14 protein-coding genes are annotated in these 12,565 nt (G+C 66.5%); 6 read left to right on the forward strand and 8 right to left on the reverse strand.

Annotated features, from left to right (window positions below; genetic code table 11):
• Window positions 1–8: 8 nt before the first annotated feature.
• The gene (locus ACZZZD_RS10655) at window positions 9–899 is read left to right on the forward strand and encodes a ParB/RepB/Spo0J family partition protein (RefSeq protein WP_463434894.1); all 891 of its coding nucleotides are present in this window, start codon (window positions 9–11) and stop codon (window positions 897–899) included.
• Between the two features lie 26 nt (window positions 900–925).
• A complete protein-coding gene (locus ACZZZD_RS10660) occupies window positions 926–1,108 on the forward strand; it encodes a hypothetical protein (protein ID WP_135194327.1) in 183 nt (60 codons plus the stop codon).
• A gap of 165 nt (window positions 1,109–1,273) precedes the next feature.
• On the opposite strand, the gene holA is transcribed toward ACZZZD_RS10660, so the two are convergent.
• From holA to ACZZZD_RS10680, 4 genes are all read right to left on the reverse strand, one after another.
• On the reverse strand, window positions 1,274–2,326 hold the full coding sequence (gene holA / locus ACZZZD_RS10665; protein ID WP_463434897.1) for a DNA polymerase III subunit delta: 1,053 nt from the start codon (window positions 2,324–2,326) through the stop codon (window positions 1,274–1,276).
• Window positions 2,323–2,802 (reverse strand): LPS assembly lipoprotein LptE, encoded by a 480-nt coding sequence (gene lptE, locus ACZZZD_RS10670; protein ID WP_463434899.1) that lies wholly within the window; start codon window positions 2,800–2,802, stop codon window positions 2,323–2,325. Before lptE ends, holA begins: the two co-directional genes overlap by 4 nt.
• Window positions 2,802–5,381, reverse strand: coding sequence for a leucine--tRNA ligase (gene leuS, locus ACZZZD_RS10675; RefSeq protein ID WP_463434901.1), 2,580 nt, complete (start codon window positions 5,379–5,381; stop codon window positions 2,802–2,804). Before leuS ends, lptE begins: the two co-directional genes overlap by 1 nt.
• 159 nt (window positions 5,382–5,540) lie before the next feature.
• Window positions 5,541–6,005, reverse strand: coding sequence for a DUF3576 domain-containing protein (locus ACZZZD_RS10680; RefSeq protein ID WP_463434903.1), 465 nt, complete (start codon window positions 6,003–6,005; stop codon window positions 5,541–5,543).
• A 364-nt stretch (window positions 6,006–6,369) separates the two neighbouring features.
• Between ACZZZD_RS10680 and ACZZZD_RS10685 the strand changes: the two genes are divergently transcribed.
• Window positions 6,370–6,753, forward strand: a complete 384-nt coding sequence (locus ACZZZD_RS10685; RefSeq protein WP_463434905.1) for an NtrZ family periplasmic regulatory protein — start codon at window positions 6,370–6,372, stop codon at window positions 6,751–6,753.
• A gap of 37 nt (window positions 6,754–6,790) precedes the next feature.
• On the opposite strand, the gene ACZZZD_RS10690 is transcribed toward ACZZZD_RS10685, so the two are convergent.
• Complete coding sequence (locus ACZZZD_RS10690) at window positions 6,791–7,444, reverse strand: thiamine phosphate synthase (RefSeq protein WP_463434906.1); 654 nt, start codon at window positions 7,442–7,444, stop codon at window positions 6,791–6,793.
• On the opposite strand from ACZZZD_RS10690, the gene ACZZZD_RS10695 reads away from it, so the two are divergent.
• Window positions 7,443–8,141, forward strand: coding sequence for a YggS family pyridoxal phosphate-dependent enzyme (locus ACZZZD_RS10695; RefSeq protein ID WP_463434907.1), 699 nt, complete (start codon window positions 7,443–7,445; stop codon window positions 8,139–8,141). The two genes, ACZZZD_RS10690 and ACZZZD_RS10695, sit on opposite strands and share 2 nt — an antisense overlap.
• An 80-nt stretch (window positions 8,142–8,221) precedes the next feature.
• A complete protein-coding gene (locus ACZZZD_RS10700; RefSeq protein ID WP_135194334.1) occupies window positions 8,222–8,908 on the forward strand; it encodes a response regulator transcription factor in 687 nt (228 codons plus the stop codon).
• Window positions 8,909–8,911: 3 nt separating this feature from the next.
• Here ACZZZD_RS10700 and yczE read toward each other — a convergent pair whose 3' ends face one another.
• On the reverse strand, window positions 8,912–9,511 hold the full coding sequence (gene yczE / locus ACZZZD_RS10705) for a membrane protein YczE (RefSeq protein WP_463434908.1): 600 nt from the start codon (window positions 9,509–9,511) through the stop codon (window positions 8,912–8,914).
• A gap of 62 nt (window positions 9,512–9,573) precedes the next feature.
• On the opposite strand from yczE, the gene yczR reads away from it, so the two are divergent.
• The gene (gene yczR, locus ACZZZD_RS10710; protein ID WP_463434910.1) at window positions 9,574–11,028 is read left to right on the forward strand and encodes a MocR-like transcription factor YczR; all 1,455 of its coding nucleotides are present in this window, start codon (window positions 9,574–9,576) and stop codon (window positions 11,026–11,028) included.
• 3 nt (window positions 11,029–11,031) lie between these two features.
• On the opposite strand, the gene xth is transcribed toward yczR, so the two are convergent.
• Both xth and ACZZZD_RS10720 read right to left on the reverse strand, forming a co-directional pair.
• Window positions 11,032–11,829: an exodeoxyribonuclease III gene (xth, locus tag ACZZZD_RS10715; protein ID WP_463434911.1), complete on the reverse strand. Its 798-nt coding sequence runs from the start codon at window positions 11,827–11,829 to the stop codon at window positions 11,032–11,034.
• Window positions 11,830–12,042: 213 nt separating this feature from the next.
• The gene (locus ACZZZD_RS10720; RefSeq protein ID WP_463434912.1) at window positions 12,043–12,546 is read right to left on the reverse strand and encodes a hypothetical protein; all 504 of its coding nucleotides are present in this window, start codon (window positions 12,544–12,546) and stop codon (window positions 12,043–12,045) included.
• Between the last annotated feature and the right edge of the window lie 19 nt (window positions 12,547–12,565).

The following is a 12,565-nucleotide window of genomic DNA, read 5'->3' on the forward strand; positions in this document are numbered from 1 at the left end:
ACAGTATCTTGGCTGAACGACAAAGAGGTCTGGGCCGCGGCCTGTCGGCGTTGATGGGACAGGACGCCGAGGCGCCGGTGGCGTCGGACGCACCCGTCCCGACCGGCGTGCAACGCGTACCGATCGAGAGCCTGAAGCCTAACCCGGATCAGCCGCGCAAGACCTTCCGCCAGGAGGATCTGGAGGAACTGACCGCCTCGATCCGCGACAAGGGCGTGCTTCAGCCCATCCTGGTGCGGACCCATCCGGGCGAGGACGGCGTCTGGCAGATCATTGCGGGCGAACGCCGCTGGCGCGCTTCTCAGGCCGCGCGCCTGACCGAGGTGCCGATCGTCGTCCACGAGATGGACGACGTGGAGGTGTTCGAGGTCGCCATCGTCGAGAACGTGCAGCGCGCCGACCTAAATCCGCTGGAGGAGGCGGAGGCTTACCGCGTCCTTATGGAGCGGTTCGGCCGTACCCAGGACGCCGTGGCGGGCGTCGTCGGTAAAAGCCGCAGCCACGTGGCCAACACCATGCGCCTGCTGCAACTGCCCGAGCGGGTGCTGTTCTATGTGCGCGAAGGCAAGCTGTCGGCCGGCCATGCACGGGCGCTGATCAATACGCCGGATCCGAGCCAACTGGCGGACATCGCCTTTGTCGATGGTTTGAGCGTGCGCGAGACCGAGGCCTTGGCCCGCCGCGCGGTCGAGGGGCCCAAGCCGGTCAAGGCCAGGTCTGCATCCTCGTCTTCGGGCGGGGAGGGGGCGGCCGATGTCGTCGCGCTTCAGCAGGATCTGGCCGACGCCCTGGGCCTGAAGGTTCAACTGACGGACAAGGGCGGCAAGGGCGAGCTGACGGTGCGTTACGGTTCACTGGAGCAGCTGGACGATCTGTGCCGCCGTTTGATGCGGGGTTGAACGGCCGGATGTGCTAGGATGGACGCATGACCGAAGACAACACACCTACCGCCGCCGAAAAGCTGAAACAGGCGCTTGCCGCCAAGAAGGCCAAGGCAGGGCACGGCTTCAACGCCCAAGCCGGCGCCAAGGCCGAAGAGAAGAGCGTTTCCGCGCGCAATGTCGCCATGGCTCAGCCGGCGTTCCGCAAGGCGTCCAAGCGGGGTTGAGAGCCTGTCTCCTCCCTGCGTAGCGGGGAGGGGGACCGCGCGCAGCGTGGTGGAGGGGCTTCTTGAAGTCCCGCAGATGTTTGTGATGCGTTAAAGAACCCCTCCGTCGCGACCTTGAAGAAACCTCGCGCCACCGCCCCACGATGTGGCGAGGAGACAACGGGTTCAGAGCCCGAGCCGTCGCGCTCGTCCGGCGATTTCCAGAAGCAGGCGTTCGGCGATCAGCTGGTCCGGCATGCCGGTCGTCTTGGTGGCCACGTCGGCCGTGTTGATGCTGTCCAGCACCTCGTCCAGCGCTTCGAGCCGCCAGGACCGCGCCTGACGCAGCATTTCCGCCTCCTGTTTCCAGAACACCCCGGCGGCCTTGGCGGCCTCCTTGGCGTTTGCGCCGTTGGCCTGCAAGATATTGATCCGGCGCAGTCTTCCCAGATGCATGGCGGCCGAACGGACGGCCAGAACCGAGGACTCGCCCTCGGCGAAGGCGCGTCTCAGACCCGCTTGCGCCGGGCCGGGCCGGGCGCCGAAAGCCTGAAGCGCCGCGTCGGACAGTGAGGCGTCCGGCTCGACGCCCAGGTGATGCTCCAGCGCGTCCATATCCAGCGTCCTGCCGGATCCGGGGCCGATGAACAGGGCCAGGCGCTCGATCTCCTGGCGCATCAGACCCCGCTCGCGCGGCAGGCGGGCGACGAAACGGTCCAGGGCGTCGGAGGTCAGGCCGACCTTGTCGGCGGCCAGGGCCTCGCGGACCATGCGGGCGACATCGCCGGTCTCGTCCTCGTAACAGACGATGCCGACGGCGCCGTTTTCCTTTTCGGCGGTCTTTCGCAGGGCGGACTCGCGACCCAGCTGATCGGCCTCGACCACCATCATGGCGTCGGGATTGTAGCCGCCTTCGGCGTGGATCTTGAGCGCGGCGGCGACGGCCTTGTCCACGCCGGGCTTCAGCGTCGATAGACGGATCCGCACCAGGCGACGACCGCCCATCAGGGACATGGCCGTCAGGGCCTCTTCCAGCTTGGTCTCGTCGCTATCGATGTCGCTGTCGGTCAGGACGGTGACGTTGAACGGGTCGTTCAGGTCGGGGGTGACGGTCCGGCACAGCACCTCGGCCCGTTCGGCGACGCCGGACCGGTCCTTGCCGTGGATCACCGCCGCCCGGATCGCCGGATCGGGCGCCTTCAAAAAGCGATCGATCTCGGGGCGTTTGGCCAGGATCACGGGTTCGACAGCGCCTGCATGAGATCAAGCCGAATCAGGCGCGCCAGCTCGGAGGCGGCGCGCTCCTCGCCGTCCTGCTGGGCGGCGATGGCGGCATAGGGCTGGTCGGCGGCGGCATAAGTCGTGGTGACCGTTTCCGTTCCGCTGACGGGCGTTCCGCCGGCGGCGGGCGTCAGGGTCCAGGTCGCCTTGACCGTCAGTTCGTAGCGGGTCGCGGTGTCGTCGATCCGGCGACCCAGCGAGCGGCGATCCTGCTCGACCTGTGTGGTCAGGCGATAAAGCGGCGTGGCGGATCGATCCCAGGCCAGGGCGTCCTCCAGCTGTTCGCGCAGGCGATAGCCCAGGCGGTCGTCCTGGGTCGTGACGGCGATACGGCGCAGGGACGAGCCCACCGCCGGTTCGGCGTACATGGGGGTGAAGCCGCAGGCGGAAACCGCCAGGGCGGACAGGACCGCAAAGGCCGCCGCGATACGCATCAGCCAGCCACCAGATTGACGATGCGGTCCTTGACCACGACGATCTTCTTCACGCTCAGACCCTCCAGCCGCGCCTGCACGGTCTCGTCGGCCAGGACGATGGCCTCGACCTGGGCGGGCTCCATGCCGCGCGGCACGCGGATTTCCGCGCGACGCTTGCCGTTGATCTGGATGGGCAGGACCACCTCGTCGTCGGCCGCGAGCGCAGCGTCCCACACGGGCCACGGCGCGTCCAGAACCATCCCTTCTTCGCCCAGCTGGGTCCAAGATTCTTCGGCCAGGTGCGGGGTGAAGGGGGCGATCAGGCGGGCGAGGGCCGACAGGGCCTGCCGCTTGGCGTCGCCGCCGGCCTGGGCGTTGTCGCGGATGGTGGCGACGAAGGCGTAGAGTTTGGCGATGGCCGAGTTGAAGCGGAAGCCCTCGACCCCTTCGGACACGGCCTTGATGGCCTTGTGCGTCTCGCGCAGCAGGTCGGCGTTGGCCTTGTCCTCGCCGGCGAAGGCGGGATCGTAGGTGTCGAACAGGGTCCAGGCGCGCTGGACGAAACGGCTGGCGCCCTCGACACCGCCGGGCGTCCATTGCACGTCGCGCTCAGGCGGGCTGTCGGACAGAACGAACAGACGACCGGCGTCCACGCCGTGGCTTTCCAGGATTTCGGCCGGGGCGACGACGTTCTTCTTGGACTTCGACATCTTCTCGATGTCGCCGATGACCAAGGTCTCGCCGGTCGACAGCTGGCGGGCCGAACGGACGCCATTGTCATTGCTCAGATCGACATCGGTCGGCTCGACCCAGGCGCCGTCGGCGCGGCGATAGGTCTCGTGGACCACCATGCCCTGCGTGAACAGGCCGGCGAACGGCTCCTTCACCGACAACATGCCGGCGTCGGACAGGGCGCGCGTGATGAAGCGGGCGTAGAGCAGGTGAAGCACTGCGTGCTCGACCCCGCCGATATACTGATCCACCGCCAGCCAGCGGTCGGCGGCGGCCTTGTCGATCGGCGCCTCGGCCGTCGGGTCGGTGAAGCGGGCGAAATACCAGCTGGAATCGACGAAGGTGTCGAGTGTGTCGGTCTCGCGCGTGGCGTCTTCGCCGCACGACGGGCATTTGACGCGTTTCCACGTCGCGTGGCGGTCTAGAGGATTGCCGGGCACATCGAAGGTGACGTCGTCGGGCAGGACGACCGGCAGTTGGTCGGCGGGAACCTCGACCACGCCGCAGGATGGGCAGTGGATGATCGGGATCGGGCAACCCCAATAGCGCTGACGCGAAACGCCCCAGTCACGCAGGCGATAGATGGTCTCAGCCCTGCCCTGGCCGGCGGCCTCGACCTTGGCGATGGCGGCGGCCTTGGCGGCCTCGACGTCCAGCCCGTCCAGGAATTCGGAGTTGAAGATCCGGCCGGCGCCGATATAGGCTTCGGTACCGATCTCGATGGTCTCGACGTCGTCCGGCTTAACCACCGGAACCACCGGCAGGTCGTATTTGCGGGCGAAGTCGAGGTCGCGCTGGTCGTGCGCGGGGCAGCCGAAGATGGCGCCCGAGCCATAGGTGGACAGCACGAAGTTGGCCGCCCAGACGGGCAGGGTCTTGTCCGGATCGAAGGGGTGGCGGACGCGGACGCCCAGATCGACGCCGAGCTTCTCGGCCTTTTCGATGTCGGCTTCGCTGGTCCCGGTCTGGGCGCAAGCCTTGATGAAGTCCGCCACGTCCGGCCGATGTTCGGCGACGGCCTTGGTCAGGGGGTGGTCCGGGGCCAGGGCCAGGAAGCTGGCGCCGAACAGGGTGTCGGGGCGGGTGGTATACACCTCGATGGGGTCGCGGGCGTGGTTCGGCTCACCCTCGGGCGAGGCGGGCAGGAAATCGGGAGCTTGGGCGATGTCCCACCACAGGGTCGCGCCCTTGGACTTGCCGATCCAGTTCTCCTGCATCAGCCGGACCTTTTCGGGCCAGCGGTCCAGGGTCTTCAGACCGTCGATCAGATCGTCGGCATAGTCGGTGATGCGCAGGAACCACTGGTTCAGCTTGCGTTTCTCGACAACAGCGCCCGAGCGCCAGCCGCGTCCGTCGATGACCTGTTCATTGGCCAGGACGGTGTTATCGACCGGATCCCAGTTGACCGTCCCGTCCTTGCGATAGACCAGGCCGCGCCGATACAGCTCCAGGAACCAGGCCTGCTGCTTGCCGTAGTATTCCGGATCGCAGGTGGCGAACTCGCGCGACCAGTCAAGCGACAGGCCCAGCAGTTTCAACTGCTCACGCATCGTGGCGATGTTGGAATAGGTCCAGCCTTTGGGGTGGATGCCGCGTTCCATGGCTGCGTTCTCGGCCGGCATGCCGAAGGCGTCCCAGCCCATCGGATGCAGAATGTCGAAGCCCTGGGCGCGCTTGGACCGCGCGACGACGTCGCCCATCACATAGTTGCGGGCGTGGCCCATGTGGATGTTGCCCGACGGATAGGGAAACATCTCCAGCACATAGTATTTCGGACGGCCGGTGTCCTTCGTCACGAAGGCGGACGCCTCGGCCCAGCGGGCCTGTTGGCGAGGTTCGGCGGTCTTGGGTTCGTAACGGGCCACGGTCGTCCTGAAAGTCAGAAAGGCGCTGACGCCCTCCCGGCTCAACTAGCCCGAAGGACGACAGCGCCCAAGAAGTAATGCGTCCCACAAACTCTTGGGCGCGTCGCGCTCAAGTAGCCCGAAGGGCGATAGCGCCTACAAAGAATCTAATGCTGGCGATCAGCCAGCATTAGACAGGTTCAGCTGGCGCGCCTTGGTCAGGATGGCGTTTTCCAGATCGGCCTCGGTCTGAGCGGCGACCGGGGCGGCGGTCCATTGCCCATCCGCGCCCTTCACTTCCTTGGTCACCGTAACGTTCAGCGCATCAGCGCGCAGACGGGTGTCCAGGATGAAGACCGTCGCCTTGAAGCGCTCGTTCGGCGTCTGGGGGTTGATGTACCAGTCATAGTTGATGACGCCGCCCCACGGATCGGCGGTCAGCAGCGGCATGAAGCTGAGCGTGTCGAGCGAGGCGCGCCACAGGAAGGCGTTGACGCCGATACCCTGCTGAACATTCGTCTTGGGAGCAGACTTCTCGCCGCCGACGAAGGGAATGCTCGAGCAGGCCGACAGGGACGCACCCAGGGCCACGCCCGAGACCAGCACGATCGCGACGTTCCGAACCAGGGCCTTGTTGAGGCTCATCAAGAGAAGTCTCCGTAAACTCAGGGACGTGAGAGCCCTCGCCCACACGCGCGCACGGCACGAGAATGCCGACTGCAGGGCTCTATAACACGGCGAAAAGGGGCGATGACAAGGCGAAGTCGCTTCTGAAAGTATCAAGCGTCGCGGTGTTTTGCGAACGGTAGGTCTCATCTGACGGGATTCGGCCTGAATCCCGTGACGCATGAGACACATGCGCCGACAACAATGACGAGGAACCTTGTTATCGAGCGGTCATTCCGTTGACCGAGAGGACACCCGGTGTCTAATCGCCGGGTTCACGACCATATAAGGTCGGTCCGGGGTTGAAACGTCGCCTCTTGGGCGGGGTTCGAAGGGTTTGGTTATGCGTTTCGGTGGTTTCTTGGCTGTGATGATGGCGACGACGGCGCTTGCCGTGTCGACGTCGGCGCTCGCCCAGAGCGGGTCGCCGACCGTATCGCTGTCGGAAGCTCAGGCCGCCCAGCGCAATGCCCCCGCTCCCCAACGTCGTGGCTTGCGTCTGAACGACAATGGCCGTTGGGGGCTGGACTTCAATCTGAACCAGCCCGTTGGACGCGAGACCGATTGGGGCGATGTCGAAGCCGGCGCCTATTACCGTCTGAACGACCGCCTGCGCGTCGGCGCCGCCGCCGCCGTGGGCGCACCCGAGGCCGACCCGGCCCGTGCGCCCGAAACCAATGGCCGCGCCCAGCCGCGCGTGCGTCTGGAAACGATCTTCAAGTTCTAAGTTCGTCGCGCTCCGCTTCGACCTGCGTGTTAGCCGGTCAGTCTGCGCAAAACGCCGACTGGATTGCGTCCACTCCGGCGAGGCCACAGGCTCCGGTTCCGATCAATGATGCTGCATTGTCCGGTCCGACCCCGCCCAGAGCATAGATCGGAAGGCTGGTCTCCAGACATAGGCGTCTGAATTCGGTGAGGCCGAGCGGTCGCTTGCCGGCCGACGAGCCTCCTGCGGTGAACGCCGGGGACAGGATCAGGGCGTCGAGGCCCTGGGTCCAGGGATCTTCCGATCCATGCCAGGCGCCGGTCAGGATCCAATCGGGCCGGGCCGCACGAACGGCCAATGCCTGCGCCGCTTCGCGTTCGGGCAGGTGAAGCCCGTCGGCCGAGATCGCTTCGGCCACGTCCGCGTCCAGTCCGACCAGCAGCTTCACCCCGCGATCCGTCGTCGCTGTGCGCAGTCGCCGGCCGGTTTCGACCGCGTCGGTCGCGCCGAACGCACGATAGATCAATGCCGATCCGGGCGGCAGGCGGCGCGCCGCCTCCCATGGGCGGGGCGTGCGGTCGGGATCGGTGAAGAACAGCAACGGCGGCAGGCCGGCGACCTGCGGGCTGACAGCGGCGGCGGCGCGGTTTAGAGCGGTCGCCGCATCCCAGAGCGCGCGCGCATCGTCGCTGTAACCGGTCGGCAGGGTCATGACCTCTTCTTCCTCCGCTTTAGCTCCGACGTCCATCGCCGAAAGGGTCGCCGCCGTTCGCACCCGCATCGACGCCGCCTGCCGCGCGGCCGGCCGCGATCCAGCGGCGGTGACCCTGACCGCCGTTTCCAAGACCCAGCCGCCCGAGGCCATCGACGCGATCTTGGCGACAGGCCTGCGGATCTTCGGCGAGAATCGGGTGCAGGAGGCCCAAGGCCGCTGGACGGAACGCCGTGCTACGCTGCCGGATCTGGAACTTCGGCTGATCGGACCCTTGCAGACCAACAAGGCCGAGGACGCCGTCGCCCTGTTCGACGTGATCGAAACGCTTGATCGTGAGAAACTGGCGAAGGCTTTGGCGCTGGCGGCAGAGCGGCGCGGCCGATCGCCGCGCGTGCTGGTTCAAGTCAACACCGGCGCGGAACCGCAGAAGGCCGGCGTCCTGCCCGACAAGGCGGATTCATTGATCGCGGCGGCACGCGAGACCTATGGGCTGACGGTCGAGGGCCTGATGTGTATTCCCCCTGCAGATCAGGAGCCGGGGCCGCATTTCGAGATGTTGCGCCATCTGGCCGAACGGAACGGTCTGTCGATCTTGTCGATGGGGATGAGCGGCGACTACGAGACCGCGATCCGGTGCGGCGCGACGCACGTGCGCGTCGGAACCGCGTTGTTTGGGGAACGAAATCGGCCTTAAAGCCCCTCTAGCCCGTAACCCGATGTGAATTCGCACCCCCAAGCCTTGGCGCGGGGGCCAAGCCTCGCCATTGTCTGAATATGCCCACGCCAAAGACCATTCTGATCATCGACGACGACGACGACCTGCGCGAGGCCTTGGCCGAGCAGTTGAACCTGCACGAAGAGTTCAAGACACAGCAGGCCGCCACCGCGACCGATGGAGTGCGCATGGGGCGCGAGATCCGCGCCGACCTGATCCTGCTGGACGTGGACCTGCCCGACATGGACGGTCGCGAGGCTTGCCGCCTGTTGCGCAAGGACGGGGTTTCGACCCCGGTCATCATGCTGACGGCCCAGTCGGCCGACGCCGACGCCATCCTGGGCCTGGACGCCGGCGCGAACGACTATGTCACCAAGCCCTTCCGGTTCGCGGTGCTGCTGGCGCGTATCCGCGCCCATCTGCGCAGCCACGAACAATCCGAGGACGCGGTCTTCTCGATCGGGCCTTACGAGTTCCGTCCCGCCGCCAAGGTGCTGATGGACGCCAAGGGCAAGAAGGTGAGGTTGACCGAGAAGGAAACCAACATCCTGAAATACCTCTACCGCGCCGGAGCCAAGCCGGTGTCGCGCGAAGAGCTGTTGACCGAGGTCTGGGGCTATAACGCGGGGGTCACGACCCACACGCTGGAAACTCACATCTACCGTCTGCGCCAGAAAATCGAGCCGGAGCCGGGCCATGCACGACTGCTGCTGACCGATGCGGGCGGGTATCGGCTGCAGCCGTAAGGTTCAGTCGGCCGTTTTCGGGCGGATCGTGAACATCGGCAGGAAGACGTGGACCAGGGGACCGATGGTCACGGCGTAAAGCACTGTGCCCAGCCCGACCGAGCCGCCCAGCAGCCAGCCGACGGCGATGACGGCCAACTCGATACTGGTCCGCACCCATTTGACCGGCCAGCCGGTGCGGGCGACGATGCCGGTCATCAGGCCGTCGCGCGGGCCGGGGCCAAGGCCGGCGCCGATATAGGCCCCGCTCGCCACACCGTTGAGGACGATGCCCGAGATCAGCAGTCCTGCCCGCAGCGGTATCCCCAGGTCGGACGGGATCCAGTCCAGGCCGAAGTTGGCGACTGTGCCGATGACCAGAACATTGGCCACCGTGCCGATGCCGGGCTTCTGGCGCAGGGGAATCCACAGCAGCAGCACGGCCATACCGATCAGATTGACCACCAGGCCGAAGCTGATTCCGGCCGGGCCGGCGAAGCGCTTGAACACGCCCTGGTTCAGCACGTCCCACGGATCGAGCCCCAGATCGGCGCGTACGATCAGGGCGATGGACAGGCCGTAAAGGACGAGGCCGGCGAAGAGCTGGGTCAGGCGACGGGTCATAAACAGACCAGATGAACCGAACTGGATATGGAAAAAAGGGCCAGTCATGGCATTCTGGCCTGATGTTGCTCCAATCCGTAGGCCTTGTCTCCCTGACCCGCCATCTCGGCCTCTGGCGTGCGCCGGGAGGCGGGGCTGCCTATCGTCAGTTGGCAGGGGCGGTACGACTTCTGATTCTGGATGGCCGACTGCCGTTGGCGGCGCGGTTGCCGGGCGAGCGCCAACTGGCGCAGGCGCTGGGCTTGAGCCGCACGACCGTGTCGGCCGCCTATGGATGCCTGCGGGATGACGGCTTTCTCGTGGGCGGGCAGGGGGCGGCGGCACGCACCGGCCTGCCCGCCGGTCCGGGATTAGGCCGAGAGGCGGTCGCAGAGGTGTTCTCCAAGTCGGGCCTGATCGACCTGACCGCCGCCGTCCTGCCGGCCGACTCCAATGTCCATGCCGCCTATGTCCGGGCGCTGGAGCGATTGCCGGCGAATCTGCCGGGACACGGCTACGAGACGGTGGGCCTGGAGGAACTGCGTGAGGCGGTGGCGGCCGGGTATCGACGACGGGGTCTGCCGACCTCGGCGGGTCAGATCCTGATCACCCACGGCGCCCACAATGGCCTGGTCCATCTGCTGCGGCTGACGACACGCCCCGGCGCCCCGGTGGTGTTCGATCATCCCACCTATCCGCAGGCCATCGACGCCATTCTGGCGGCGGGCGGTCGCGCCGTGCCGGTGGCCTTGCCGGATGGCGAAGGGGACGAGGGCTGGGATGTCGAGGGTCTTGTCTCGGCCTGTCGCAGCAGCAACGCGGCGATGGCCTATCTGGTGTTGGACCACAACAATCCAACGGGACGGATGATGCGGGCGTCGGATCGGACGCGTTTGCTGGCGGGGTTGAAGGGGGCCGAGACCCTGTTGGTGCTGGACGAGACGCTCGTCGAACTGACGCTGAGCGGACCGCCGGCGCTCAGCGCCTCCGCCGTTGATGCGCCGCGCATGGTCCGGCTTGGCTCCATGTCCAAGAGCGTCTGGGGCGGACTGCGGATCGGCTGGATCCGCGCCGACCGTGCCGTGATTCAGCGCCTGGCCCAGAGCCGCGGCAGTTTCGATCTGGGGGTGCCGATCCTGGAGCAGTTGGCGGCGGTCGAGCTGTTGAGCGACGGCGGCAAGGCCCTGGCGGCGCGCCGGCCTCTTTTGCGCGCGCGCCGGGATCATCTGCGGGCCCAGCTGGCGGAACGGTTGCCGGATTGGGTCTGCCCTCGGCCGGCCGGGGGACTGTCGATATGGCCGCGACTGCCCGCGCCGATCAGTTCCGCCCTGACCATCCGGGCAGAGGCGGAAGGGCTGCGCCTCGCCGCCGGTCCGCGATTCGGCGTGGACGGGGCCTTCGAACGCCGTTTGCGCCTGCCCTACACCCTGTCCGAGGCCGAGCTGGACGAGGTGGTGACGCGGCTGGTCCGCGCGGCGAAGAAGGTGGGACGGGGCGGAAAGCCGGTGGGGGCGGCCAAGCCGGTCCCCGTCTATTGAGGATCAAACGTCTAGATCGACTGTGATCGGTGCGTGGTCGGACGGGCGTTCCCACTCGCGGACATCGTCGTGGATGCGGGCAGTGTCCTTCACCACGGCCGAGGTCAGGCCGGGCGAGGTCCAGATATGGTCCAGGCGCAGGCCGCGATTGGATTTGCGGAAGTCGGCGGCGCGATAGCTCCACCAGCTGGCCAGTTTCTGCGGCTCGGGGAAACGATCGCGCAGCACATCGGCGAAACCGCCTGTTTCCTGAAGTCGGTTCAGGGTCTCGACCTCCAACGGCGTGTGGCTGACGATCTTGGACATGTAGCGGTGGTTCCACACGTCGCCTTCGCCAGGCGCGATGTTGAAATCGCCGGCCATGACCATCGGGCGTGATTTGTCCTGTCTGGCGATGGTAGCGGTCAGCTGTTCGTAGAAGTCCATCTTGTGATCGAACTTGGGGTTCAGCGCGCGGTCGGGCACGTCGCCGCCGGCGGGGATGTAGAAGTTCTGCACGTCAATCCCGGCGACGCGAGCCGAGACGCAGCGGGCGTGGCCCAGCTTGCAGACTTGAAAGGTGTCGCTGTCCTCAAGTGGCAGGCGGCTGGCGATGGCCACGCCGTGCCAGCCCTTCTGGCCCGCCACGCGCAGATGAGGCATCCCCATCTCCTCGAAGGCGCCGCGCGGGAACTGGTCCGTGGTGCATTTGATCTCCTGCAACACCAGAACATCGGGTGCGCGCTCGGCGACGAAGCGTGCGACTTGGTCGATGCGCAAGCGGACGGAGTTGATGTTCCAGGTGGCGAGGCGAAGGGTCATCCCTTCGTCTAGCAGGCGTGCGGCGTAAAAAAAGCCCGGCCGCAACGGCCGGGCTATGGGAGGTTCGTCTCTCTCGCCGCCGGGGAGGGGATTTCCGTGGCGGTAGAACGGCCGCCGCCGTTCCTGTGCTCAAAGTGTCACTCGCGAATATAAAAGTCAAATCGTCACAATCGATGCTTGCGCGTGCTCATTATGAAACAGTCCGGGGTCGGATCAGTCGGGTGTGGCGAGAGATGCGGGCGCCGTCGCCCATTCGCCGCGCCATTCATAGGTCAGGGTGACGCAATGGCGATAGGCGCCGTCCGACCAACGTCCGACCGCCTGCATGGTCAAAGGCCGCGGCGCGCGCACCCGGCTCATGATCAGCCAGACTTCGTCCGAGCCAGGGCACAGAGCGCGAGCCAGGCCGCGACCGTCGCCGTCCTGATCCACGCCATAGATGTCGTTTTCCTCGGCCCCCGGCGGCAGGGCGCGTCTCGCGGCATCGGGGCCGCCACGCGTGAAACCGGCCGTGCCGCGCGCCGAGGTGGAATAAAGTCTTTCGACCTGGACCGCGCCGAACAGGCCGCGCCGGACTTCCAACGTCACGCCCTTGGTCAGGGCCTGGGTGATGCGGTCCGACGCATTATAGGACAGGAACCGGGTGTCGGCCTGAGCCGGCGCAGCGGCGGAAGCCACAGCGACGAGAGCGAGGGCGGAGGCGATGAAACGGCGCATGCGTCTCTCTTCGTCAGGC

Source organism: Brevundimonas sp. AC546, from assembly GCF_979258305.1.